Origin of the sequence: uncultured Selenomonas sp., from assembly GCF_963528755.1 — a bacterium.
Lineage (GTDB): Bacteria > Bacillota > Negativicutes > Selenomonadales > Selenomonadaceae > Selenomonas.
Genome location: NZ_CAURXA010000001.1, coordinates 1 through 23,627, shown reverse-complemented (window position 1 = coordinate 23,627; position 23,627 = coordinate 1). Strand labels below are relative to the sequence as shown.

General features: G+C 59.3%; 24 protein-coding genes and 1 tRNA gene. 5 read left to right on the top strand and 20 right to left on the bottom strand.

Annotated features, from left to right (window positions below; genetic code table 11):
* Positions 1–41: 41 nt before the first annotated feature.
* From radA to RWS31_RS00100, 6 genes are all read right to left on the bottom strand, one after another.
* Positions 42–1,415 carry a DNA repair protein RadA gene (gene radA, locus RWS31_RS00125; RefSeq protein ID WP_314595128.1) on the bottom strand — a complete coding sequence of 458 codons (1,374 nt, stop codon included), beginning with the start codon at positions 1,413–1,415 and terminating at the stop codon, positions 42–44.
* A gap of 2 nt (positions 1,416–1,417) precedes the next feature.
* Entirely contained in the window at positions 1,418–1,567 is a 150-nt protein-coding gene (locus RWS31_RS00120) for a hypothetical protein (RefSeq protein WP_314595126.1), read from the bottom strand.
* Positions 1,548–4,064, bottom strand: coding sequence for an ATP-dependent Clp protease ATP-binding subunit (locus tag RWS31_RS00115; protein ID WP_314595124.1), 2,517 nt, complete (start codon positions 4,062–4,064; stop codon positions 1,548–1,550). The genes RWS31_RS00120 and RWS31_RS00115 overlap by 20 nt, the downstream gene beginning before the upstream one ends.
* A gap of 113 nt (positions 4,065–4,177) precedes the next feature.
* The gene (locus RWS31_RS00110; protein ID WP_314595122.1) at positions 4,178–5,245 is read right to left on the bottom strand and encodes an ATP--guanido phosphotransferase; all 1,068 of its coding nucleotides are present in this window, start codon (positions 5,243–5,245) and stop codon (positions 4,178–4,180) included.
* Complete coding sequence (locus tag RWS31_RS00105; protein ID WP_314595121.1) at positions 5,245–5,877, bottom strand: UvrB/UvrC motif-containing protein; 633 nt, start codon at positions 5,875–5,877, stop codon at positions 5,245–5,247. Before RWS31_RS00105 ends, RWS31_RS00110 begins: the two co-directional genes overlap by 1 nt.
* A gap of 12 nt (positions 5,878–5,889) precedes the next feature.
* Positions 5,890–6,339, bottom strand: a complete 450-nt coding sequence (locus RWS31_RS00100) for a CtsR family transcriptional regulator (protein ID WP_009645558.1) — start codon at positions 6,337–6,339, stop codon at positions 5,890–5,892.
* A 248-nt stretch (positions 6,340–6,587) separates the two neighbouring features.
* Here RWS31_RS00100 and RWS31_RS00095 point away from each other — a divergent pair, with 248 nt between their 5' ends.
* Positions 6,588–6,776 carry a type II toxin-antitoxin system HicA family toxin gene (locus RWS31_RS00095; protein WP_009645541.1) on the top strand — a complete coding sequence of 63 codons (189 nt, stop codon included), beginning with the start codon at positions 6,588–6,590 and terminating at the stop codon, positions 6,774–6,776.
* 36 nt (positions 6,777–6,812) lie between these two features.
* On the top strand, positions 6,813–7,217 hold the full coding sequence (locus RWS31_RS00090; RefSeq protein WP_314595117.1) for a type II toxin-antitoxin system HicB family antitoxin: 405 nt from the start codon (positions 6,813–6,815) through the stop codon (positions 7,215–7,217).
* A 123-nt stretch (positions 7,218–7,340) separates the two neighbouring features.
* Here the strand turns inward: RWS31_RS00090 and RWS31_RS00085 are convergent, their stop codons facing one another.
* A complete protein-coding gene (locus RWS31_RS00085; protein WP_314595115.1) occupies positions 7,341–8,285 on the bottom strand; it encodes a nitronate monooxygenase in 945 nt (314 codons plus the stop codon).
* Between the two features lie 125 nt (positions 8,286–8,410).
* A tRNA-Thr gene (locus RWS31_RS00080) sits at positions 8,411–8,486 on the bottom strand.
* 495 nt (positions 8,487–8,981) lie between these two features.
* On the opposite strand from RWS31_RS00080, the gene RWS31_RS00075 reads away from it, so the two are divergent.
* Entirely contained in the window at positions 8,982–9,494 is a 513-nt protein-coding gene (locus RWS31_RS00075; protein WP_314595113.1) for a pyridoxamine 5'-phosphate oxidase family protein, read from the top strand.
* Positions 9,495–9,535: 41 nt separating this feature from the next.
* Positions 9,536–10,579 carry an aminotransferase class V-fold PLP-dependent enzyme gene (locus RWS31_RS00070; RefSeq protein ID WP_314595111.1) on the top strand — a complete coding sequence of 348 codons (1,044 nt, stop codon included), beginning with the start codon at positions 9,536–9,538 and terminating at the stop codon, positions 10,577–10,579.
* 63 nt (positions 10,580–10,642) lie between these two features.
* Here the strand turns inward: RWS31_RS00070 and RWS31_RS00065 are convergent, their stop codons facing one another.
* From RWS31_RS00065 to RWS31_RS00025, 9 genes are read right to left on the bottom strand one after another with little or no spacing between them, the layout of a single operon-like run.
* A complete protein-coding gene (locus tag RWS31_RS00065) occupies positions 10,643–11,965 on the bottom strand; it encodes a copper amine oxidase (RefSeq protein WP_314595110.1) in 1,323 nt (440 codons plus the stop codon).
* A 52-nt stretch (positions 11,966–12,017) separates the two neighbouring features.
* Positions 12,018–12,827 carry a polysaccharide deacetylase family protein gene (locus tag RWS31_RS00060; RefSeq protein WP_314595109.1) on the bottom strand — a complete coding sequence of 270 codons (810 nt, stop codon included), beginning with the start codon at positions 12,825–12,827 and terminating at the stop codon, positions 12,018–12,020.
* A 1-nt stretch (position 12,828) separates the two neighbouring features.
* A complete protein-coding gene (whiA, locus tag RWS31_RS00055; RefSeq protein WP_314595108.1) occupies positions 12,829–13,770 on the bottom strand; it encodes a DNA-binding protein WhiA in 942 nt (313 codons plus the stop codon).
* A 12-nt stretch (positions 13,771–13,782) separates the two neighbouring features.
* Complete coding sequence (locus RWS31_RS00050; RefSeq protein WP_314595107.1) at positions 13,783–15,084, bottom strand: YvcK family protein; 1,302 nt, start codon at positions 15,082–15,084, stop codon at positions 13,783–13,785.
* Positions 15,085–15,133: 49 nt separating this feature from the next.
* Positions 15,134–16,039, bottom strand: coding sequence for an RNase adapter RapZ (rapZ, locus tag RWS31_RS00045; RefSeq protein WP_314595106.1), 906 nt, complete (start codon positions 16,037–16,039; stop codon positions 15,134–15,136).
* A 48-nt stretch (positions 16,040–16,087) separates the two neighbouring features.
* A complete protein-coding gene (locus RWS31_RS00040; protein ID WP_314595105.1) occupies positions 16,088–16,885 on the bottom strand; it encodes a Cof-type HAD-IIB family hydrolase in 798 nt (265 codons plus the stop codon).
* Between the two features lie 10 nt (positions 16,886–16,895).
* The gene (locus tag RWS31_RS00035; protein WP_314595103.1) at positions 16,896–17,714 is read right to left on the bottom strand and encodes a Cof-type HAD-IIB family hydrolase; all 819 of its coding nucleotides are present in this window, start codon (positions 17,712–17,714) and stop codon (positions 16,896–16,898) included.
* A gap of 38 nt (positions 17,715–17,752) precedes the next feature.
* Positions 17,753–18,955, bottom strand: coding sequence for an N-acetylglucosamine-6-phosphate deacetylase (gene nagA, locus RWS31_RS00030; RefSeq protein ID WP_314595101.1), 1,203 nt, complete (start codon positions 18,953–18,955; stop codon positions 17,753–17,755).
* A complete protein-coding gene (locus RWS31_RS00025) occupies positions 18,952–19,887 on the bottom strand; it encodes an ROK family protein (RefSeq protein WP_314595099.1) in 936 nt (311 codons plus the stop codon). The genes nagA and RWS31_RS00025 overlap by 4 nt, the downstream gene beginning before the upstream one ends.
* Before the next feature lie 185 nt (positions 19,888–20,072).
* Between RWS31_RS00025 and RWS31_RS00020 the strand changes: the two genes are divergently transcribed.
* The gene (locus RWS31_RS00020; RefSeq protein WP_294175158.1) at positions 20,073–20,549 is read left to right on the top strand and encodes a hypothetical protein; all 477 of its coding nucleotides are present in this window, start codon (positions 20,073–20,075) and stop codon (positions 20,547–20,549) included.
* Between the two features lie 120 nt (positions 20,550–20,669).
* On the opposite strand, the gene RWS31_RS00015 is transcribed toward RWS31_RS00020, so the two are convergent.
* The 3 genes from RWS31_RS00015 to RWS31_RS00005 all read right to left on the bottom strand — a co-directional run bounded on the left by RWS31_RS00015 (position 20,670) and on the right by RWS31_RS00005 (position 23,328).
* Positions 20,670–20,972, bottom strand: coding sequence for an HMA2 domain-containing protein (locus tag RWS31_RS00015; protein ID WP_264918786.1), 303 nt, complete (start codon positions 20,970–20,972; stop codon positions 20,670–20,672).
* Between the two features lies 1 nt (position 20,973).
* A complete protein-coding gene (locus tag RWS31_RS00010) occupies positions 20,974–21,171 on the bottom strand; it encodes an RNA-binding protein (protein WP_314595098.1) in 198 nt (65 codons plus the stop codon).
* Between the two features lie 192 nt (positions 21,172–21,363).
* Positions 21,364–23,328 (bottom strand): methyl-accepting chemotaxis protein, encoded by a 1,965-nt coding sequence (locus tag RWS31_RS00005; RefSeq protein ID WP_314595096.1) that lies wholly within the window; start codon positions 23,326–23,328, stop codon positions 21,364–21,366.
* Between the last annotated feature and the right edge of the window lie 299 nt (positions 23,329–23,627).

Sequence of the window (23,627 nt, the reverse complement as noted above, 5' to 3'; positions counted from 1 at the left end):
GTACTGCCTGCAAACAATTTAAGCGGAAGTCTTTTCCCTATTCACTCTCTCGGCATGGCAAGACGCAGAGCCTCCGCCAAAGTAGCCGCACCGAAGAGGTCGATGCCCTTTATGTTCTTGAGGCGTTCGGCGTTCTTCTGCGGCAGAACGGCGGCGCGAAAGCCGAGCTTGGCGGCTTCCTTCAGGCGCACGTCGGCCTGGCTGACGGCACGAATCTCGCCTGACAGGCCGACTTCACCGAAGATGATCGCCTTCGGACGCACGAGGCGGTTGGCAAACGACGACGCCATGGCGACGCACAGGCCGAGGTCTGCGGCAGGCTCGTCGATCTTGATGCCGCCCGCGACCTTGACGTAGACGTCGCATGCACCGATGGGAAGCTTGACGCGCTTTTCAAGGACGGCCAAGAGAAGCTGGATGCGCTTGACGTCGACCGAGTCCGCCGTGCGTCTCGGCGGCATGTAAGGCGTCTCGGCGACAAGCGATTGAATCTCGACGAGAAGGGGCCGCGTTCCCTCGACCGTCGGCACGACGACCGTGCCGCTGTCCGGCTCGCGGTCGGACAAAAAGAGCTTCGAAGCGTCGGGCACGTCGGCAAGCCCCGTGTCGCGCATCTCGAAGAGGCCAAGCTCGTTCGTGCTGCCGAAGCGGTTCTTGACGGCGCGTAAAATACGGAACTGCGCGTTTCGCTCGCCCTCAAAGTAGAGCACGGTATCGACGATGTGCTCAAGGACGCGCGGTCCCGCGAGCGTGCCGTCCTTCGTGACATGACCGACGACAAAGGCGGCGATGCCATACGTCTTCGCAAGGCGCAGGAGCTCGACGCTGCACTCGCGCACCTGGCTGACGCTGCCCGGCGCACTCGTCACATCGGGGCGAAAGATCGTCTGGATAGAGTCGATGACGAGAAGTTCTGGCTTGACCGTCTCGATGTGCACTGTGATGCGCTCAAGGTTCGTCTCGCTGACAACGAAGAGATCGTCGGCAATCGCACCGAGGCGGTCGGCCCTCATGCGCACCTGGCGCGTGCTCTCCTCGCCCGTCACATAGAGCACGCGCTTTCCTCCCCGTGCGATCTCGGCCGCCACGCGAAGCGTGAGGCTCGACTTGCCGACGCCCGGATCGCCGACGATCAAGACCATCGAGCCGGGAATCACGCCGCCGCCCAAGACGCGATCAAGCTCTCCCGATCCCGTCAAGAAACGCGGCATGTCCTCGACTGCGACATCGCCGACAGCGACGGGACGCGCGCCGTCGGAAAGCCCGAGGCGCAGACCGCCCTCGGCAGACTCAGGCGCGACCGTCTCCTCGACGAGCGTGTTCCACGCGCCGCAGCCCGGGCACTTTCCCACCCACTTGGACGTATCGTAGCCGCACGCCTGACAGACGAACGCCGTCTTTTTCTTCTTCGCCAAATTCATTCCGCCTTTCCGCGCTTCATCAGCGAGCGCCGCAGAAAGCGCAGCAGCGAACGGACAAGCCACAGAGGCGCCCACGCCGCATTGACGAGCATGTTCCAGACAGAGGCTGCTCCGTCCGGCGCAAGCTTATTGCGCTGCGCCCGCACGAAGCGCCTTCTCCTTCTTCACCTTCGCCGCGTCCTTCGACTGTTTCCTGACAAAATCAAGCCGGTCGCCGACCTTCTTGACGTAGATCGTATCGCCACGTCCAAAATCGCCCTTCAAGAGCCTTTCGGCGATCTCGTCCTCGACGAGCTTCCGGATCGCACGCTTCAGCGGACGTGCCCCGTACTTGAAATCCGTGCCGTTTTCGACGAGCTTCGACTTCGCCGCGGGGCTGACCTCAAGCGCCATGCCTTTTTCCGACAGACGAGCCTCGACTTCGCGCAGCATGATGTCGACGATCTTCGTCAGTTCTTCCTTGCCGAGCGGACGGAAGACAAGCATCTCGTCGACGCGGTTCAAAAACTCGGGGCGAAAGACGCGCTTGACCTCCTCAAAGACGCGCGACTTGCCCTTTTCGTAAGCGTCGCCGAGCGTCTGCACCCCTGCGGTGAAGCCGAGCGACGTCGACTGCTTGAGATAGTCGGCGCCCGCGTTCGAAGTCATGATGATGACCGTGTTCTTGCAGTCGACCGTGCGCCCCTGCGCATCCGTCAGCCGCCCGTCGTCCAAGACCTGCAGCAGCACGTTGAAGAGGTCGGGGTGCGCCTTCTCCACCTCGTCAAGCAAGATGATCGAATACGGATGGCGGCGAACGGCCTCAGTCAGCTGGCCGCCCTCTTCATAGCCCACATAGCCCGGGGGGGCGCCAACAAGCTTCGACACCGTATGCTTTTCCATGTATTCGGACATGTCGAAGCGCACGATGGCTTCCTCCGTGCCGAAGATCGATTCCGCCAAGGCGCGCGCGAGTTCCGTCTTGCCGACGCCCGTCGATCCGAGGAAGAGGAACGAGCCGATGGGGCGCTTCGGATCTTTAAGTCCCGCGCGTGCGCGGCGCACCGCCTTGGCGACCGCCGTCACGGCCTCTTCCTGTCCCACGACGTGCGCTGTCAGAATCTGCTCAAGATGAAGCAGGCGCTCCGACTCCTTCGCGGCGATGTCCTTCACGGGGATGCCCGTCCAAAGCCCGACGGCATCGGCGATGTCGTCCGCCGTGACCGTGACTTCCTTCATCTCGCGCTCCTGCCAGCGTTCCTTGGCAGCGGCAAGCTCCTCTTTGAGCGCACTCTCCTCATCGCGCAGGGCCGCCGCACGCTCGTAGTCCTGCAGCTTGATCGCTGTGTCCTTCTCGACGCCGAGCTTCTTCAGACGCTCTTCCAGACGCTTGATGGACGTCGGCAGAACGACGGTCTTCATGCGCGACTTCGATGCCGCCTCGTCCATGAGGTCGATCGCCTTGTCGGGCAGACAGCGGTCGGGAATGTAGCGATGCGACAAGCGCACAGCCGCCTTCAAAGCCTCGTCCCGAATCTTCGCGTGGTGAAACGCCTCGTACTTCGGGCGCAGTCCGTGGAGGATCTTCTCCGCCTCCTCCGTCGTCGGCTCCTCGACGAGGATGCTTTGGAAACGCCGCTCCAGCGCCGAATCCTTCTCGAAATACTTCTTGTACTCCTTCAACGTCGTCGCGCCGATGATCTGCACCTCGCCGCGCGAAAGGGGCGGCTTCAGGATATTCGCGGCATCGAGCGATCCTTCCGCTGCGCCCGCCCCGATGAGCGTGTGCATCTCGTCGATGAAGAGGATCACATTGCCGCTCTTCATGACCTCGTCGATGATGCCCTTCAAGCGTTCCTCAAACTCGCCGCGGTACTTCGCGCCCGCCACGAGTCCTGCCATCGGCAGGGACACGATGCGCTTTTGCTGCAGGAGGCGCGGCACGGCGCCCGTGGCGATACGTGCGGCAAGGCCTTCCGCGACTGCCGTCTTGCCGACGCCCGGCTCACCGATGAGGATCGGATTGTTCTTCGTGCGCCGCGACAAAATCTGCACGACGCGCTCGATCTCCTTCTCCCTGCCGATGACTGGGTCGAGCTTGCCCTCCCGCGCCATCCGATTGATGTCCCTGCCGTACTTGTCGAGGAGCGGCGTGCCCGCAGCGGCCTCTCCCTGCGCGGGCGCGGCGCGGCGGCGGCGATCGGGTGCTGGAAGCTCCGCGCTCTCGTGCGTGCCGCCGAGCATGTCGATGACCGTCGCACGCACGATGTCGAGATCGGCGCCGAGCGAGATCAGGACGTGCGCCGCCACGCCTTCATTCTCGCGGATAAGCCCGAGGAGAATGTGCTCCGTGCCGATGTAATTGTGCCCGAAGGAGCGCGCCTCTTCGACGGCAAGCTCCATCACGCGCTTGGCGCGATCCGTGTAGTACGATGCGTGCCGCTCCTCCATCTCGCGTCCGCCGAGCATATCCTCGACGCGCGTGCGCACATGACCGAAATCGAGCCCCAAAGAGCGCAGCGCGCGCGCTGCAATGCCCTCGCCCTCGTGCAGAAGCCCGAGGAGGATGTGCTCCGTACCGATGAAGTTCTGCTCCAGCTCCTGCGCTTCGTACTGAGCGAATTCCAGCACCTTGAGCGCACGACCCGTAAAGCGGTTCGTCATAAAAATTCCACCTTTATGTCAAAGGAAGCACCGATCGATAGAGCGATTCTGAAAGAATCCCTCGCCGTGCCCCCATGCATCCGCCGCAAAGTGCAGCGGGAATTTTCTACAGCTCATGCCGCAGTTTCCAAAATTCGGCGGACAACTTCCGCCCTCTTCCTGTCTATTTCATTCTTCGACATGTTCTCGTTTCCTGCCAGAGAGCAAAGATAATTTGCCCGGCTTGCAATCAAAATATCACCGAAGACGCTCGACGCCAGTCCCTCGATGAAGCCGAGGTCGACGCCGAGGCGCACGCGGCTCAAGATGGCGAGCGTCTCGGCGTCGCCCAGGGCGCGCGCGTAGTGCAGCACGCCGTAGGCGCGCCAGACCTCGTCCTCGATGCGATCCTTTTCGTAGAGCAGCAGAGCCTTCCTCGCGCGGCGTTCCTGCTCTACAATTTCGCCGACCGAGATGCGCAGATTGTCGCAAAGCTCGCGCTCCGTCAGCCCCAATGACAATTTGTTCGCGACGGCGAACAAATTGCCCGCAGACTCCGCTCCCTCACCGTACATGGCGCTCATGGAAAGCCCGATCTGCGGCGATATGTTGAGGATGTTGCCGATGTTCTCCGTGTAGACGAGCCCCGGCAGATGGAGCATGACCGATGCGCGAAGCCCTGTGCCGAGATCCGTCGGACAGCTCGTCAGATAGCCGAGTTTCTCGTCGAAGGCGAAGTCAAGCTTCGCCTCGAAGATGTCGTCAATGCGCGACGCCCTGTCGTACGGCGCCTTGAGGTCGAATCCCGCCGCCATCGCCTGGATGCGCAGATGATTCTCCCCGTTGACCAGGATGCTCATAGAGCGGTCGTTGCTGATATAGGCGCTGCGATGGGCAGGATTCTTGAGCAGCTGACGGCTGACGAGATGCTTCTCCCAAAGCACGTTCTGCTCAAGCGCCGTGCTCTTCGCGAGTTCGACGCGGTCGAACGGCTCTTCGAGCGCCTCCTCCACGTCACCGAGCACGGCGGCAATGCTTCCTTCCGTCTCAGCGAGCCGAACGAGATCCGCGCGGTTAGGGAAGGGAACTTCGTGCAGATTTCGCGAGAGGCAGACGCGGCTCGCCAAGACGACGTCGCTGTCTGTACCGTCCGCTGCGAGCCATGCGAGATGAGAGCCTGTGAAGAGTTCCGGGTTCGCCATCACGCCTCGCCCCCTTCGTCTTCTTTCCTGTCCTCTGCCGAGGAAGGCGCTGAAGCGTCTTCCTGAGCCTTTTCCCTTTCCTGCGCGGCAAGCTGCACGGCGAGTGCGCGGATCTCGTCGCGATACTCGGCCGCCTTCTCGTACTCCTCCTTCGCCACGGCACGCTCCTGCCTTGCGCGAAGGAGATCGATGCGCTGTTTGAGCGCAAGCGTGCCGCCCGCCCGCTTCGGTATCTTGCCGCGATGATTCCCTGCGCCGTGGATGCGCAGCAGGAGCGGCGTCAGTTCCTCGCGGAACGTATCGTAGCAAACGCTGCAGCCGATCTTTCCCTGCTGGGCGAAGTCGCGATAGCTCATACCGCAGTTCGGGCATGTGAAGGACGCTTCCTCTTCCGTCGGCTTCTCCTCCTGCTCGCTCTCTTGCTCTTTTGCGTTCGCCGACGGATCTGGCATGCGCTGGATCACGCCCCGTATAAAATCGTTGATCGAGTAGTCCTCGCCGCTCATGCCCGCCATCGTCTTGCTGTAACGCGCCGCGCAATCGCGGCAGAGGTGCATCTCCGTCGTGCCGTCGTCCTTCAGCACGACGAAATGCACGCGCGCCTCATTCTTCTTGCAGTCATCACAAAGCATCCGTTTCCCCCCTCACGAGAATTTTTCCAAAGTCAGAAGCAAGGATCGGATGAACTTCAAGCGATCCTTCGGCTCGAGCTTCTCATACGCCGTCGTCACCGACTGCATGACGAGCGCCGCCTCGCGCGTCGAAATCATGCCGTGCTGCACGAGATAGCGCACCATCGACTGCACGAGTTCCGGTTCCGACTCCTCCGTCAATTTTTTGAGCATGTCCTGATAGACAAGATTCTGCAGCGGCACCTGCACGATGCGAATGAAGCCGCCCAGACCGCGCCGCGATTCAACCGTGAAACCCTTCTCCTGCGTGAAGCGCGTGTTGAGCACATACGAAATCTGCGACGGTGCACACGAGATCTTATCGGCGATCTCCGTTCGCCGAAGCTCCACCTTGCCATCCTGCTGTGCCGCCAACTGCCGCAGGATATATTCCTCAATCAAATCAGCGATATTGCTGCTCATAGTATCACCCTGCCTCAATACGGATAGAAAGAACTGCCGCCCCGCCCGCATTGCCGAGATAAACTGCCGGGTATGCACGGCGTCAGACGGTATTTGAGGAAACACTGATAAATTCAGCGCTTCCTTGACAATTTGATTTTTCTTCATTATATTTGTCTTTTTGACCTTTGTCAATGAGAAATCAAGTAAAGCAGAATTGTTCAGTTGCCCTACGTATCAATATGTATTATAATAATTCCGTGGAGGTGATGAAAACGACAGCAAAAGAACTGCTCAAACTCTTGAAGAAAAACGGTTGGTATATTGAGCGCATCCATGGTTCCCATCACATCCTCAAGCACAAGGATATCAAAAAATTGATTGTGCTGCCATTGCACAACACAGATATGAAACCGGGAATCTTGAGCAACATCCTGCACGATGCGGGATTGAAGTAGATTTCCATACTCTCATCTATCAGAAGGTGATTCCCTATGTTAAAAAAAACATACACAGCAGTCTTCCACCCGGAATTGGAAGCCGGCGGCTACTCAATCTCGTTTCCCGATCTGCCCGGTTGCTACACGCAAGGAAACGACATTGACGAAGCTCTTCGCATGGCAACCGACGCTCTCGGGCTGTATCTCTACACCTTGAAAGAAGACAAGATGCCGTTTCCTCCTGCCAGCCATCCATCTGACATTAAGACGGACGGCAGGGACTTCACAACGCTCATCACATGGGACGAAGCCGAGTATCTGCGCCGCATCGACAGTCGCGCTGTGAAAAAAACGCTCACCATTCCCGCGTGGATGGACGCCCTCGCCAGAGAACGTCATCTCAACTTTTCACAAATTCTCCAGGGCGCACTCCGTCAGAAACTCGGCATAAAAGCATGAACAACAGCCTTCCATCTCTATCGAAAAACAAGGGCAGCCCGGCAAAGCCGAAATGACTTCGCCGGGCTGCCCTTCTTCATGTCTTATGCGAACGAATTGCGAGCGCCAAATGCCGCTCTTCCGTCAGATCTCGATCTTGCCTGCGTTCGCGAGCGTTTCGCGCGCCTCCTTGACGATTCCTTCGACGATCGCCTTGACTGGCTCGATCTTCTTCAAAGGCAGGAGGCTCTGCCCTGCCTGCATCATACCGTTCTCAACATCACCGTCGACGGCGGCGAGCTTGTTCGTGCCCGTCGCGCGCTCGATGAGCTCTTCCTTCGTCGCCTTGCCCGAGAACTCAAGCGCGACGAAATCCTGCGAGAACTTGTTCTTGATGCCGCGCACCGCGCCGCCGATCGAGAGTCCAGTGACGATCGTATCCGTATCGACTGCTTCGAGGAGCTTCTCCTTCATCTTCGGATGCACATTGCACTCCTCGGCAACGAGGAAGCGCGTGCCCATCTGCACGCCCGCCGCACCCATCAGAAGAGCCGCCGCCAGGCCGCGTCCGTCGGCAATGCCGCCCGCCATGACGACGGGAATCCCGACTTCGGGAATGACCTGCGTCATCAGCGCCATCGTCGTCAAGACACCGATGTGACCGCCCGCCTCCATGCCCTCGACGACGATGGCGTCAGCGCCCGCCGCCTCAATGCGCTTCGCGAGCTTCACGTTCGGCACGACGGGGACGGTCTTGACCCCTGCACTCTTGAATTTTTCCAGGAAGGGTACAGGATTGCCCGCACCGAGCGTCACAAAAGCCGGCTTCTCGCGGCAGATGACCTCGACGATCTCATCCTTGTTCGGCGCCATGAGCATGACATTGACGCCAAAGGGCTTGTCGGTCAGATCACGTGCCTTCTTGATCTCCTGCTCTACCCACTCGGTCGAGCGTCCGCCCGCCGCAATGACGCCGGCACCGCCCGCATTCGATACCGCCGCGACAAGTTCTGCGTCCGCAATCCAGGCCATCGCGCCCTGAATGATCGGGTACTTGATTCCTAAGACTTCCGTGATGCTCTTTGCCATAATCGTTTCCTCCATTCAATGTAGGAATCTCTGATAAAGAGATTCCGTTTCCCTCTGTTATTATATGTGGATTTCCCACATGCGTCAAACAAAAAAGCCTCCCCGAAGGAAGGCACAAATTCAAATGGAGCTGATGATAGGGCTTGAACCTACGACCTGCTCATTACGAATGAGCTGCTCTACCAACTGAGCTACATCAGCATGTCGAGACACAACATCTGCGTGACTGACGAAGTTTATTATACGGTTTTGTGCATAAGTTGTCAATACCCTTTTTGATATTTTTTCAGCAACACCGCTATGGCTTAGATACTCCAAACATGCTATACTTTCCTCTTTGCCGCTCCCAAACTGGCGACAGAGAGGGGGGCTACATGTGACGTCGGATGTATTTTTGATGAGCGTCATTGCTGGTGTCGTATCTTGTGCGATATGGTATGGCATCCAGAAATAGTTGGAACACTAGCGGCAACGTGTTTCAGCCTGAAAGGCAAGACCCCGCGGTGTGCGTCCGCGGGGTCTTGCTGCTACATATGCAGCAGATGTATCTTTGATTGCTTTCAGTATAGCACCCTTCTCGCCCGCTGTCAAATCGTCTCCGCCTTTCAGCAGCCTTCTTGACGAAACCCCATCGCCATAGTACGATTACAATAATAAAGGGTGAAAATCATCATCATCAAGCAAAGGGGAGATTCGATGAACTACGAAGCCGCTGCCAAATTTTGGCTTAAAAAGGACAACGATGCCATCAAGATGCCGCCGGATGATCTGCGAAAGGAACTTGATTCCTTCCTCAAGGGCGAGAAGGTCTGCACGCTTGCCGTCGCTGACGGCGATTTCGTCCGCTGCACGCCGCTGACATACACCTATCGCGAGGGCAAATTCTACATTTTCTCCGAGGGCGGCTTGAAGTTTCGCGCGCTCGCCAAGAACAAGAACGTCGCCTTGGAAGTCCATGCTGAATATCACGGGCCGGGCAGCGCCAAGAGTGTGCAGGTGACGGGCGAAGCCCTCGTCATCGGAGCAGACGACGAGGATTTCATCACACGCGCGGACGCCGCGGGCATGAACGGCGCAAGCCTGAAAAAGATGGGACTCATCCTCATCGTCGTCACCGCGCGAAAACTCGAATACCTGAACTCCGAACTGCGCAAGCACGGCTATTGCCCGCGTCAATGCCTGGCCTCGTCCCACACATCTCTCGCTTGAAGAAGCGCGAATCCATCCGACATGAAAGAGATGATGCCTACATGAGCAGTACAAAGCAAAAACTTTCCTTCGCCTCCGACTACATGGAGGGCGCACATCCCGAGATTCTGCGCCGTCTTGGGGAGACGAACATGGAGCAGACGGCGGGCTACGGGCTTGACGCCTATTCCGAATCCGCCCGCAAAAAGATTCGCGCTGCCTGCCAAGCGAACGACGCTGAAATCTTCTTCCTCATCGGCGGCACGCAGGCAAATGCCGTCGTCATCGACGCGCTGCTCCGCTCCTATCAAGGCGTCATCGCGGCCGAAACAGGACACATCAGCGTGCACGAGGCGGGCGCGATCGAATTTGGTGGACACAAGGTGCTGACGCTCGCGCACCAAGCAGGGAAGATCACGGCAGCACAGATCGAAAGCGCACTCGCCGCTTACCACGAGGATACGAACCGCGAGCACATGGTCATGCCCGGCATGGTCTACCTTTCGCAGCCAACAGAGTACGGCGCGCTCTACTCCCTCGCAGAGCTTGAAGCCATCAGCGCCGTCTGCCGTGCGGGTGGCATACTGCTCTACCTCGACGGCGCACGCCTCGCCTACGCGCTCGCCTGCCCGGCAAACGACGTGACACTCGCCGACATCGCACGCCTCGCAGACGTCTTCTACATCGGCGGTACGAAATGCGGCGCACTCTTCGGCGAGGCCGTCGTCTTTCCGAAGAGGGATACCGTATCGCACTTCTTCAGCATCGTCAAGCAGCATGGCGCCCTGCTCGCCAAGAGCCGCATCGCGGGGCTGCAGTTCGATACGCTTTTCACAAACCAACTCTACGAAAAGGGTGGAGAAACAGCGATCCTTGCTGCCGACCGCATCCGCAGTGCCCTCAGGGAAAAGGACTATCCGCTCGCCTATGATGCGCCGACGAACCAGATCTTCCTCGCGCTCGACGAGGCGCAGAAGACGCGACTCTCCAAAGAGGTCGAGATGGGATTCTGGGAAAACCTCGCCGACGGCAGGACCGTCATGCGCATCGCCACGAGCTGGGCGACGCAGGATGAAGATGTCGACCGTTTCATCGCGCTGCTTTGAAAACCATGAAAAAGCCGTCGGAAACTCTCACTGAGAGTTTCCGACGGCTTTTCCCATTCCTGCTCACTTTTCCGCCGGCATCAGGATGATCTGCACGGGCAGGTTCGACGCACCCGGCGGCGACAGCTCGAAGCTCGGCTGCACGGAGCTGTGGTAGCTGCCGAGGTCGGACAGCTCTGCGGCGACCTTCAGGCGATCCTTGCCCGTGAGGCGTGCAGCGCGGTCAGCATCGCTGTCGGGCGGTATGGCATCGCCGAAGAAGAGTCTGCCGCCTGGCGTTTCCAAGAGGCTTGAGCCGTGACCGAAGTTGACGCTCATCGCACCCGCGTAGACGCCTCCCAACGGCGTCAGATAGTACTGCGTCGCCTCGCGTCCTGTCGTCGGGATTTGGATGCGGTAGAGCACGCCGTAGTTGCCGACGTTCGTCACCGTGCTGCCGTCCGTCGCGTCGACGCCCGTGCGGAAGACATCCTGCCGATTGTCGCCGATCGGGATGTAGACGACGCCGTCCCTGTCAGGATTGTACGGCTTGCTGCTGATCACACGGTTCATGCCTTGGAACGTGCCGCGCAAACGCTGCTCATCCTTCGGCAAGATGCGTGCGCTGGAAATGAATTTCAACGGATCGGCGATCGCCGGATACATGAGGACGGAAACTTTGACAGGGCCATCAGCGTGAAAATCGTAGACGCCGTAGACGAGCTGCCCCGGCTCAAGCGCCGTATGATTCATCTCCGGCTCCAAAAGCCGCTTCGCGCCGCGCTGCACATAGAGCATATCATCACGCTTCGTCTGGAAGTAGGCGAGCTGCGTGCCCTTGCCCACCTCTAGGTAGTCGCTGCTCGGGCGGCTCGCACCGCCGCGCGTGACGCGAACGACGACGGAGGAATCGCCTTCGTTCTGCAGCACGACGGCAACCTTCTTGCGCACGCTCGTGTTATTCAGATGATAGTAGAGGATGCGCGCATCGCCCGTGACAGTGTCCTCGTAGAGGATGCCGTCCTCCGTGACGTATTCGGGGCTGTCGGAAAAAAGCAAGGTGCCGCCCGTATCCTCGGTCTCGACGTTCCATTCGCGCATGGCACGCTGCGCCTCGTTGAAGCGCAGCGCACCCGGCAGGCCTGCGCCGAAGTTCAGACGCACGCTATACGGCTCCGCTTCCTGCTGCGCTCTTCGTCCCAAGAGGCGCGTTCCCTGCGGCTCATGCACGGCGCGCGCCTCGTCCGTCGTAACGCGCGTCGTGGAAGCCTTATCCATTCCGTGACGCTCCGCTCCAGCCGGAGGATTCGTCACGCCCATGCTCGCGAGCGTCGCAAAAAAGCACGCCGCAATCCTTGCCTTCCATCGTTTCATCTCGTCGAAAACCCCTTTTTCCTCTAATCCCATCAGATACTTCCTTCAAAAACGCACGGTCCAGCGAAGACGCTCGAAAGATTTCCTAGTGCTGCAAGTGCTGGTTGATGCCGAAGATGCTGAAGAGCTCCGCCTTCAAGATGCGCAGACGAAACTCCGCAAGGCCGAAGCGCGGTCGCGGGATGTTGACACGCTGCAGGAACATCGGATCGGTTTGGAACGTATTGAACCCCGCATCGCCCGTGACTGCCGTCAGATAATTGCTGTCTCGCAAAAGCCCGGCGATCTCTTCATTGCAGCTGCCGTTCGGGTAAGAGAAGCTGAACACCGTCTTGATGCCGTTCCACTCTAGGAGCAACTTCGACAGGCGCACCTGATCCTCTTGCTCGGCACGGGACATGCCGACGAGCGGCAGATGGTCGGCCGTGTGGCAGCCGATCTCGATACCGCGCTGCTGCATGTCGCGCAGTTCGTCCCACGTCAGATAGCCCTCCTTGCCGATGAAGTTCGTGACCACGTAGACCTCGCCCTTCATCCCGCGCTCTTCGAGGAGCGGCAGCGCCTGCGTGTAATTGTCTTCGTAGCCGTCATCGAAGGTGACGATCACAGGCTTTTCGGGAAGAGTTCCCTTCCCTTTCGCCGCCTTGGAAAATTCCAGCATGGTGATCGTCTCGTAACCCTCGGCCTTCAGATAGTCAAGCTGCGCGGCAAAGTCCTCCGTCGGCACATAGTAGCGCTCCACCAATGCCCCCTCGGGATCGTCCACGCGGTCGGCGATATGGTGATACTCCAGGACGAGCACACCCTGCGCCGGATGAAAATGCGCGTAAACAGCGATCGAAAAGACGACGAGCAGAACGAGTCCTGCCGCATACAAGATCATGCGCCTTGCCATCTCAGATTCCTCCTTCCTGCCCGTCCGCCAAGGCGACGAGCTTTCGCAACCGATGATTGACGCCCGATTTTCCTATGCCCAAAAGCCCCGCAAGCTCTGCGAGCGTCGCCGTCGGATGCTCCATGCGCGCCTCTGCCATCTTTCGGAGTCCCGCAGAAAGCCCTGCAACGGCATCCGCCGCCTTCAGTGCGCGAATCGCCGCGATCTGTCTGCCGGCGGCATCGACCGACTTCTGCACGTTCGCCGTCTCGCAGTTCACGAGGCGGTTGACCTGGTTCTTGACTTCCTTCAAGTTGCGCGTGACCTCGAATGCCTCAGCCGCCTTCTCCGCACCGAGCAGAGAGAAAAAATCAATGATAGCGTCGCTTTCCTTCAGGTAGACGACATAGCTTTCCTTGCGGTCGGTCAGCCCCGCTGGATACCCCATCGTGCGAAGGAGCGAAAGCAGAAGCTCCGCAAAGGAGTAGCTCTCCGTCACCAGTTCCAGATGATAGCCAGATTCCGGGCGGCTAACGCTGCCGCCGCCCAAAAAGGCGCCGCGCAAGTACGCCTGACGGCAGCACGCCTTCTTGAGGAGCGCGCTGTCCGTGCCCATGTTGAGCGCCGATCCGTGCATGAGCCCCATGCGCTCCATGAGAGCGGCGACTTCGCGCGACGGCAGGACGTGCACGCGGTAGCTATTGTTTTTCTTCAAGCGGCGTGAGCGGCTGACCGTCAATTCCGTATGAACGCCCGCCGAACCTTTGAGAAGCATCAAGGCCTTGCGCGCGACCGCAGCATTCTCTGTCGTAAACGCGAGTCCGACGGCACGCTTCGCCCCGAGTGTCAGGACGGCGCCCATGCGCAGGAGCGCCGCCAGTTCCGCCGTACGGCAGCACGCCTTGCGCCCGAGGGGACGCGCGAGATCGTTCTTCACCTCAGCTGAAAACGATGGCTGCGCCATAGGAATCCCTCCTCACTTGCCGATGCCGGGATGCAGTTTGTACGCCATCTTCATCACGCTCTTCATAAGCTTTTCCGGATCGTGATGCGCAACATCGTCGTCATTCACGAGGTCGGCCTTGACGACACCGATGCCGAGCGCGTTGACGGCATCTTCATCGATCGCCACGGGTTCGATGCCCTCCTTCTTCAAAATCTGCGCCGTCCCATGTGGCAGCGGCGTCGCATTGACGAGCATGTAGTCGATCGCACCCCTGCCCGCATGATCGAGAATCGCCCGAGCGTGCATGGAAGCCGTGTAGCCATCCGTCTCGCCTGGCTGCGTCAGCACGTTGCAGATGTAGATCTTGAGCGCCTGGCTCTTTTTCAAGGCCTCCGCCACACCGTCGACGAGGAGGTTCGGCATGATGCTCGTGTAGAGACTGCCGGGGCCGAGGATCACGACGTCCGCCTCGCGGATCGCCGCAAGCGCTGACTCCACAGGCTCGACATGCTCGGGGAAGAGCTTCACGCGCCGGATGTGCTTGTGCACCTCGGGGATATGCGACTCGCCCTCAACGAGCGTGCCGTCCTCCATGACCGCATCGAGCCGCACGTGCGCCGTCGATGCTGGAAGCACGCGCCCCTTGACAGCGAGAACCTTCGACGACTTCTTCAGCGCCTCTTCCATATCACCCGTAACCTCCGCCATGGCAGCGATGAAGAGATTGCCGAAGCTGTGTCCTTTGAGTTCCGTGCCGCTCTGAAAGCGATACTGGAAGAGCTTTTCCATCAGAGGTTCTGTATCGGCGAGCGCGACGAGACAGTTCCTGAGATCGCCCGGCGGGATGATGCCGAGTTCCTCTCGCAGCCTTCCCGAAGAGCCGCCGTCGTCGGCAACCGTCACGACCGCCGTCACATTGCTCGTCGCCTGCTTGATGCCGCGAAGGAGCACGGAAAGCCCGTGCCCGCCGCCGATCACTGTGACCTGCGGCCCCTTGTCGAGGCGACGCTTCTCGTAGATGATGTCGACAAGCTTTTCCGAGTTGTCGGGCAAGAGCACGCTGATGACGGAACGTATGACGAAGCGCGTCGCAAAGAGCATGAGGGCGAGTCCCAGGACGACAATGACAAGACCGACGATCGTCGTGATCACATAATCGAAACTTCCGCGCCACAAGTAGACGGCGCGGAAGATGGCCTCCTCAATGATATCGAGATACTTGTAGTTGAAGACGAGGGCAAGCCCCAGACTGACCATCATGACACCCGCGCCGAACACGAGCATCCAACGCTTGAAATGCATGCCCGGATAAAGCCATTTCAATAAATGCATTCTTCTGATCGACCCTTTCCTAAACAAGGCGGCGCAAAATGTTGCCCATCTATTCAGGCAGCTCTCCTGGATGCTCGGCGACCTCGTTCTTCATGAGATCGCGATGCTCAAGCTCCACTTGGAAGCCGCGTGCCGTCAAGAAACGATAGATATGGCAGGCAATGTAGACGCTCCGGTGCATGCCGCCCGTGCAGCCAATGGCAATGACGAACTGCGGCTTTCCCTCCTTGATGTACTGCGGCATGAGGAAATCGAGCATGGCGTCGAGCTTCTCCTCAAACTCCTGCGTCACGGGCCACTTGCCGATGTATTCGGCGACCTCCGGAACAGCGCCGCTCTTCCTGCGCAGTTCCTCGATATAGAAGGGATTTGGCAAGAAGCGCACATCGAGCACCATGTCGGCATCCAAGGGCATGCCGAACTTGAAGCCGAAGGACAGGACATTGATGCTCATCTTGTGTCCATCTTCACTGCCAAAGAGCCGCCAGACCTTTTCTTTGAGATCGACTTTCCTCAGCTGCGACGTGTCGATGATGTACGTCGCCTTGTTGCGCACGGATTCCAAGCGGCGGCGCTCCTTCTGGATACCGTCGGAGATGCGTGCGTTCGCCGCCATCGGATGGCGGCGGCGCGTTTCCTTGTAGCGGCGGATGATCGCCTCATCAGAGGCTTCCATAAAAAGCATCTCATAGGGCGTCCCTGCCTGATCCATCTCTTCAAGCACATGTACGAATGTGTCGAAGAATTCGCGCCCCCGCGTGTCCACGACGAGCACGACGCGGCTCACATGTCCGGCCGAATGGCGGCAAAGCTCGGCAAATTTCGGGATGAACACCGGCGGCAGATTGTCCACCACAAAATAGCCGAGGTCTTCCAGAAAGCGACACGCCTGCGTCTTACCGCTGCCCGAAAGCCCCGTCACGATGATAAATTTGAAATCCTTCTCTTTCGTCATGCTGTCCACCTCTGCAAACTGATAAGAATCCCTTGAAAAACTCAGTCCCTAGAGAACAAGCTTCTCAATCGCCCTTGCTACGCCGTCCTCGTCACAGCTCGGCGCAAGATATGTCGCGAGCGCCTTCGCTTCCTCCTGTCCGTTCGCCGTGACGACGCTCGTACCCGCAAGGCGCAGCATAGAAAGATCATTGTCCGAGTCGCCGCATGCCATGACCTCGTCCGCCCGGATGCCCGTCGCACGCAAAATCGCCTCGATGCCCGTCGCCTTCGATACACCCGTCGGCACGAGATCGAGCGTGTAGCCCTTCGACTGCTGCGGATCGACGCGTCCTGCGAAACGCTCACGGATCGACGCGGCGATAGCGCCGACGCCGCCTGCGAGGTCGCGCACAACAACCTGCGCAACGCCCTCGACATACGGTGAGAAATCCTCGCCAACCTCGTGCACGGCGAACCCCTGCACCGTACGATAGGCGGTGAAATACTCAGGGCGGAAATCCTCAGCGTAGATGTCATCACCGATGTACCACTGCGCGTACCAGCCATTCTCCCGCGCAAACGTCAGAAGCTCCGCCACCGTCTCGGGCGAAAAGGCGCGCAAAAAGAGCGGCTCTGTCGCATCGAGCGCCTGCACCAGAGCGCCGTTGCACGAAATGATCGGCGCGTTCGCCCCTATGATCCTGCCGAAGTAGCTCGCCGAGAGCAGCATGCGCCCCGTCGCCAGAGTCACGGCGACGCCCTTTTCCATCGCCCGTCGCAAGACGTCCTTGCTGTAGTCCGACACCATCTTTTCTGAAGTCAAGAGCGTGCCGTCGAGATCCATCACGATCAGCCGAATTGCCATCCGCTATCCCTCATGCTTTCTTTCCCTTTCCTTCAAGTACATAGGTGTACACAGCCCGTGCCACGCCGTCCGCCGCTCCGTTTTCTGCGAGAAAGTCTGCCGTCTCCCGCACCGCAGGCGTGCCCGTCGTCATGGCGATGCCGATGCCCGCGGCTGAGAGCATATCGCAGTCGTTGTCCGAGTCGCCGAGCGCCAACACCTCCCGCAGGGAGATCCCGAGACTTGCAGCAAGGCGTTCGATGCTCGCCGCCTTCGATACGCCCTCAGCCATGATGTCGATGTACTTCTCCTTCGAGCGCACGGCTCGAACCCTTCCCTCGAACATACACGAGATTTCTGCCGCACGCGCTGCCGTCTCCTCGGCGCGGTCACTGATTGACAACAGCTTGAAGACGCGCGTCCTCAATGCATAGAGGCCATCCCAGCCAACGGCCTTTCCCTCGACACCCGCACTCTTCTCGTAAGCGCAGGCACGGCGGTCACGCTCGCAGAAGAACAGTCCCTCGTCCGTATAGATCTGCACGTACCAGCCGCGCTCTTTCATACAGTTGAGAATTTCTCGCACCACGTTAGGTGCGATGGGCGAAGCGAAAAGCTCCTTGCCCGCCGTCGTCTTGACGAGAGCACCGTTGCAAGAGATGATCGGCGCCGTGACGCCGATCTCCTTCGCGTAAGGCAGGGCCGAGAGGTACATCCTTCCCGTGGCGATCACGACATGGACGCCCATTGCCGTCGCCTCTTTGAGCGCCGCCCGGTTCGCTTCGGAAATACCATTCTTCACATCGAGCAGCGTGCCGTCCATATCCGTCACAATCATGCGTATTGCCATCCGCCAGACCCCTTCCCTTGCTTCTTGAAGCCTTCCCCCTACTCTCTGTTCCTCCACTCACCATCTAAGGCGTCGGGCGCAGCGATGTAGGAGAGATGCCCGCCAACGATCGTCGCGGCGATGTTGAGCTCATCATCAAAGAGCGTGAGATCAGCTCGCTTCTCCTCCTCCAAAGAACCCGTCTCCTCATAGATGCCGAGTTCCTCCGCGGGCGTGCGCGTGACCATCTCGACGACGCGCTCGATGGGGGCGCGCGTCGTCCGCGCGAAGTTCCGAACCGCCTCGTTCATCGCGAGCACACTGCCCGCGAGCGTGCCGTCCGCTAACTCTGCGCGCGTTCCCCTGACCGTGACCTCCTGTCCGCCCAGCTCGAAGACGCCGCTGCCCATGCCAGCTGCACGCATCGAATCCGTCACGAGGATGATGTTCCTGCCCTCCTTCGCATGGTAGAGGATGCGCTGCGCTGCAGGATCGACGTGAATATTGTCAGCAATGAGTTCGCAGTTGGCCTTGGTATCAAGCGCCGCGCCGACAATGCCCGGATGACGCTGGTGCAGGCCGCTCATGGCATTGAAGCAGTGCGTGATGTGCGTGACACCATGCTTCTCTATGACTTCAAGCGCCGTCCCGTAGTCTGCGCTCGAATGGCCGATCGAAACGAGGATGCCCGCATCACGGCAGCGGTCGATGAACGTATACTTGCCGTCCAGCTCCTCGGGTGCCAAGGTCACGATGCGCACGACATCTTCGAAGGACTCGATCCAATCGTAGTCGGCGCGTACGATCGCCTCCTCCGCCTGTGCTCCCTTGTACGCCTTGCTGATGAAAGGTCCTTCCATGTGTACGCCGAGAACGCGCGCGCCTTCGGGCGTCATGCGCATTGCGCTGCGCACGCGCTCGAAGGCGGCGTGCACCGCGTCCTCGCCCGCCGTCATCGTCGTCGCGAGCCACGAGACGACGCCCGTGCGTGCGAGGTAGCGGCCGATGGCCGGCAGTGCTTCTTCCGCCGCGTCCATCACGTCCCAGCCACATGCGCCGTGCACATGCACGTTGATAAAGCCCGGCGAGACGAACAGCCCATGCGCATCGTGCACCTCGTCGATGCCCGCTTCCGCCTCCACCTCATCCATGTCGATAATCCTCTCGATGCGCTCGTCGTAGAGAAGCGCCATGTCTTCCATGACGCGGAAATCTCCCTCCATGTTCGGCAGCAAGAGCCGTCCATTGATGATCGCCTTCATCTGACCTTTCCCACCTCCCCCGTTTCTCGATTCTGTGCCCTCTCCTGCGCATCCCTACGACGCTGAAGGAAGTGATAGAGCGCTCCCATGAGCCCTGCATCGTTACCCAGCTCAGCGAAAGTGAGCTGCGTCGCGGAGCGGAAAGGGCGCGGCACTGCCTCCTCCAAGTCCGCAAGAATGCGCGGCGCCAGATACTGCCTCTCCGCCATCACCGCCCCGCCGAGGACGATACGCTCGGGATTGAGCATGTAGCAGATATTCGCGATCCCCTCGGCGAGCGGCGCGACTAACCCTGCGATAGCATTCACCGCATCGGCGTCGCCCGCACGCGCCCATGCGAACACCATCTCACCGTCAAGCTCCTCGGCAATGCCGTGCGCCTTCGCCGCACGTTGCACCATGCGACGCACGGAAGCGAGATCGCCTAGCCTGCCACCCGCGAGCCGCATGCTGCCGATCTCGCCCGCGCTGTAGTTCGCTCCGCGCCAAAGCCTGCCGTTGAAAAGAATGGACGACCCGACGTCCGTGCCGACCGTCAGACAGACGAGCGAACGCACGCCGCGGCCTGCACCGAGCCAGTATTCGCCAAGCCCCGCGCAGTTCACATCGTTCTCGACCGTACAGGAAAGTCCCGTCGCTTCCTCGACGAGATCCTTGAGCGACATCCCCGTGTAATCCTTGATGCTCGGTCCTGCATAGACGACCTTGCCCGCGACCGGATCGACGATGCCGAGCGTCGAGATCGCGACGCCCGCGACGCCTCTTTCTCGAAAAGCATCGACGATAGCGAGCACCTTCTCGGCTACGCCCTGCGCCCCCGCTGTCCGTCCTTCCGTCGGCATAGAACCTTTCTCGCGCAGCCTGCCTCCCGCAGCAAGCGCATACTTGATCGAAGTGCCGCCAATATCCAAGCAAATGAAATTTTCTTCCATGGACTCCTATCCTCGAAAATATTGAACATCGTTCCTACCACTATAGCACAGGAGGAGCACGGGCGCAATGGTAGTGACAAGGCGCGGCGCATAAAGTATAATGGGAGGAAGAAAACATGCCCGCATCGCGAACAACTCTCTCCGAAAGACGTGCAGAAGCGGCGCGGGCGGAACGGAGAACCCCTATGAAAATCTTCCTCTACTTCGGCCTCCTCCTCATCCTCTGCGGCGCCTTCGGCTTCGGCTACACCTACACCGCCGACCACCGTACGGCGAAGAGCCTCTCCGCCTACTGCAAGATCGACTTCCAAGGCTCCTACGACGAAAGCGGCCGCGTCGAAGGCGCGACGCTCACGATGTGGGACTACCGCTACAGCAGCGCGAAGCCAAAGCCGCTCGTGACCATAAGCGCCGATGGCGACGCCTGGGACATCGACGCCATCGTCAAGCAGGAACCGCCGAGCTACGATCTCAGGGAATACAGTCCCGAGACCTCGCTGAAGAACACGAACAAATTCTTCCTCAACGTCTCGCCCCAGTTGCTTCCGCTCCTCAGGAAGGCCGATGAAGTTCGCGTCAAGATCCGCTACGACAACGGCTACAGCGTCGACCTGCCCTTGAACGAGCCTGACCTCGCCTACTGGAAGGCGCAGCTCTATTGAGGGAGCACAATAAAGGCGGCCGTCCGTCTGCCCGATTTGGCAATCTCATTTTATCAGCGCTTCCTAAAAAAATCCGCCCGTCTCGCTGTCCGATACAGCGGGGCAGGCGGATTTTTCCGCTCATTTGCGATTCTTCGCGTGCTCCTTGATGTACGCTTCCGCACGCGTCAGCTCCTCGTTCGTATGGAGAAGCTGCGGCGTGTACTTGATGAGGATCGAGCCTGTCGCCGTGCTCGTCTCCACCTCACTCAGCTCCGAATACGAGCGAAGATACGTCAGAAGTTCCTTCTCCACCTTGGGGCTGCCGACGAGCATCTTGCTGTGCAGCCGTATGCGTCCGGGGATATAGGACGAGACCTCGACGGAACGCAGGAAGAGATCGAACTTGTTCGTTGGTATGCCCAACGCCGAGAGAATGCCCATCTTACGCCTGCTGCGCCTCGATCAGAGCCTCGATCTCCGCCTTCTGCTGCAGAAGTTCTTCGAGCGACGCCTGCGGCTGTGCGGCCGCCTTCTTCGCCGCGCAGCGCTTCTGCACGCAGCGATAGCCGAGCGCACCCGCCACGATGCCCGCAGCGAGACCCACCCAGAAAATCGGCTTGCCAAATCCAAGATCACCCATGATGTTACCTCCATATATCCTTTGATTTCCTTGAGGAACGAAGCGGCAAACGCCTCCTCGCAGGTGGCGATCCGCCCCGTGAGCAGACCGCGTCCATATCCTCGCATTTCCGCTTATTATAAGCGCAGAATCCGCCCCTGTCAAGTGCCGCGAATCCTTTATTTTCAAGGCTTTGAGCGATTTTCATCCTCATCACAGGCGGAACTTTTCCACGCCCGCCTGCAGACGTTCGGCGAGGTCGGCGAGCGTCTGGCTGGCGGCGGCGATTTCCTCGTTCGATGCCGCCTGCTCTTCCGATACGGCGGAGACATCCGTCGCTTTCTGCTGCACTGTATGCGAGACGCCATTGATCTTCTGCACGGAAGCCGCCGTCTCGCTGCAGTCGGCCTGCACCTTCTCGCTGATCTCGACGATGCTCTCTATACTCGTTTCCAGCTCTGCCACGAGATCCATGATGCGATGGAATTTCTCGCCCGCTTCCTTGACCTGTCCGACGTTCTCACGCACCTCGCCCTGCTGATTCCGCGTGAGTTCGAAGACATGCTCGATCTCTTCGGAGTTCTTCTGTATGACGCCGCTGATCTCCTTCGCCGCCGCTTCGGACTCTTCGGCAAGCTTTCGGACCTCTTCAGCAACGACGGCGAATCCCTTGCCCTGCTCGCCTGCGCGCGCCGCCTCAATGGCGGCATTGAGGGCGAGGAGCTTCGTCTGCCCTGCGATCGAGGTGATGACCTCGTTGATCTCCGCGATATTTTTCGAACCGTCGTAAAGCTTTTCGACCGCCGCGCTCGCCGTCGCCGCGCTCTTGGCAAGCCCCTCGACACCCTCGATGGCAAAGTCGAGCTTCTCGTCGCCTTCCTGCGTAGCCTCGCCCGTCAGGTTCACGGCGCGCTTCGCCGTGCTGACCGCCTCCGAAATCGTCTTCATCTGCTGGTTGACGCCCGTGACCTTCTGCGTCGCGGCATTGACAATCCCGCTCTGGTTTGCGCTCTCTTCGGCGATGACGCAGACAGCTTCGGCAGCGGACTGCGCCGCCGTCGCCGTCTGTGCAGCACTCGCCGTCAGCTCCTCACTCGACGCGGCCACCTGCTCAGCGGCCGCCTTCGTCGACTTGACCGTCGTCTGCAGACCTTCGAGCATATCGCGGCAGCTGTTCTGCAGCGTGCCGATCTCGTCGCTGCGGCCGCTCTTCGTCAGATGCGTCGTGAGGTCACCGTCCGCGATCTTTTCCATCAGCTCCGAAAGAGCACCGATCGGCGTTGTCACCGACGTCAAAAGGACATAGGTGATGGCCAGCAAAAGCGCGAGCGCTATGGCGCAAATTGCAAGCAGCGCCCAGCTCATGTGCGTAGCGGCGGAGTTCGCCTCAGAGACTGGCAGAGCCACGAGGAGCGTCCAGCCCGTCTCTCCCACAGGCACGGAGGAATAGAACTTCTGCACACCCTGATATTCCGTTTCAATCTGCTCGGGCTTTCCCGTCGTCAATTTGGCAGCAAGATCTTTGTAAGCGCCGCCGTCAATCTCATTGAACTTATCCTCGATCGAATACTTCGGATGATAGATGTACTCGGTATCGGGACCGAGTACGACGACCGAGCCAGTCTCGCCGACCTTGACGTCCTTGAGCAGATTCCCCACTGGTTCAAGCGATATGCCGACACAGAGGACGCCGCGCACCTCGCCGTTCTGCGCGATCGCGCGGCTCAGACTGATGACCGAATCGCCCTTGACCGATTTGAACGGCTTCGAGACGATGAGTTTTCCCGGCTGTGCCGCCGCTTCCTTGTACCACGCGCGCGTCCTCGGATCGTAGCCTGCGCCAAGTGAACTTGATGCCACATAGGAGCCGTCCGCATTCCCGAAAACGACGCTGTCGACGCCGTCAATCTTGGCGATCTCGCGCACGGACTCCTGCATCGCGGCACCTTCGGGCAGATTCTGTGTCCAATTCATGACAGTCGTATTGACGGCAACGCGCGCCGACTCAATGATCGTGACGATGGCATTCGCATAGCGCGAGCCAAGCTCGCTCATGCTCCTCTGTTTAGATGTCGACAAAGCGTCCGTCGCCATCGTGTTGATGACGAATCCCATGATGACGAATACGATGAGGAGCGGCACGCCGATCCCCGTGAGCATTTTTCCTTTCAGCTTCATAATGAACCTCCCAGCCCAGCTTCTATGAACACATGTACACCCCATAAGCATACCCTTCTTCCATTGCTCCGACAGCAGTGGACAAGCAATGCGAAGGTGTATACCACAAAGAGTTCTCCTCCCCTTTTTTTGTCATTCGCCATTCATGTGACTTTTTCCTGCTTGTTGCTAGTAAAAAAGTCGTTTATTTTGCGACTTATGGGGGGGGGGGGTACAAACATCCAATAATTAAATAATAACATAATAAATAACTTTATTAAAATTTCACCTATATTGTAATCATACCCACAAAATCTATT

Coding starts and splice junctions, on each gene's coding strand:
- RWS31_RS00095 (WP_009645541.1), top strand. CDS start 6,588: ATGAAAACGACAGCAAAAGAACTGCTCAAACTCTTGAAGAAAAACGGT.
- RWS31_RS00010 (WP_314595098.1), bottom strand. CDS start 21,171: ATGGGTGATCTTGGATTTGGCAAGCCGATTTTCTGGGTGGGTCTCGCT.
- nagA (WP_314595101.1), bottom strand. CDS start 18,955: ATGAAGGCGATCATCAATGGACGGCTCTTGCTGCCGAACATGGAGGGA.
- RWS31_RS00115 (WP_314595124.1), bottom strand. CDS start 4,064: ATGACGAACCGCTTTACGGGTCGTGCGCTCAAGGTGCTGGAATTCGCT.
- RWS31_RS00070 (WP_314595111.1), top strand. CDS start 9,536: ATGAGCAGTACAAAGCAAAAACTTTCCTTCGCCTCCGACTACATGGAG.
- RWS31_RS00085 (WP_314595115.1), bottom strand. CDS start 8,285: ATGGCAAAGAGCATCACGGAAGTCTTAGGAATCAAGTACCCGATCATT.
- RWS31_RS00005 (WP_314595096.1), bottom strand. CDS start 23,328: ATGAAGCTGAAAGGAAAAATGCTCACGGGGATCGGCGTGCCGCTCCTC.
- RWS31_RS00110 (WP_314595122.1), bottom strand. CDS start 5,245: ATGGCGAACCCGGAACTCTTCACAGGCTCTCATCTCGCATGGCTCGCA.
- RWS31_RS00025 (WP_314595099.1), bottom strand. CDS start 19,887: ATGGAAGAAAATTTCATTTGCTTGGATATTGGCGGCACTTCGATCAAG.
- RWS31_RS00100 (WP_009645558.1), bottom strand. CDS start 6,339: ATGAGCAGCAATATCGCTGATTTGATTGAGGAATATATCCTGCGGCAG.
- RWS31_RS00090 (WP_314595117.1), top strand. CDS start 6,813: ATGTTAAAAAAAACATACACAGCAGTCTTCCACCCGGAATTGGAAGCC.
- RWS31_RS00075 (WP_314595113.1), top strand. CDS start 8,982: ATGAACTACGAAGCCGCTGCCAAATTTTGGCTTAAAAAGGACAACGAT.
- RWS31_RS00105 (WP_314595121.1), bottom strand. CDS start 5,877: ATGCTTTGTGATGACTGCAAGAAGAATGAGGCGCGCGTGCATTTCGTC.
- RWS31_RS00060 (WP_314595109.1), bottom strand. CDS start 12,827: ATGGCAAGGCGCATGATCTTGTATGCGGCAGGACTCGTTCTGCTCGTC.
- RWS31_RS00015 (WP_264918786.1), bottom strand. CDS start 20,972: ATGGGCATTCTCTCGGCGTTGGGCATACCAACGAACAAGTTCGATCTC.
- RWS31_RS00035 (WP_314595103.1), bottom strand. CDS start 17,714: ATGGCAATACGCATGATTGTGACGGATATGGACGGCACGCTGCTCGAT.
- rapZ (WP_314595106.1), bottom strand. CDS start 16,039: ATGACGAAAGAGAAGGATTTCAAATTTATCATCGTGACGGGGCTTTCG.
- RWS31_RS00040 (WP_314595105.1), bottom strand. CDS start 16,885: ATGGCAATTCGGCTGATCGTGATGGATCTCGACGGCACGCTCTTGACT.
- RWS31_RS00050 (WP_314595107.1), bottom strand. CDS start 15,084: ATGCATTTATTGAAATGGCTTTATCCGGGCATGCATTTCAAGCGTTGG.
- RWS31_RS00065 (WP_314595110.1), bottom strand. CDS start 11,965: ATGGGATTAGAGGAAAAAGGGGTTTTCGACGAGATGAAACGATGGAAG.
- whiA (WP_314595108.1), bottom strand. CDS start 13,770: ATGGCGCAGCCATCGTTTTCAGCTGAGGTGAAGAACGATCTCGCGCGT.
- RWS31_RS00020 (WP_294175158.1), top strand. CDS start 20,073: ATGAAAATCTTCCTCTACTTCGGCCTCCTCCTCATCCTCTGCGGCGCC.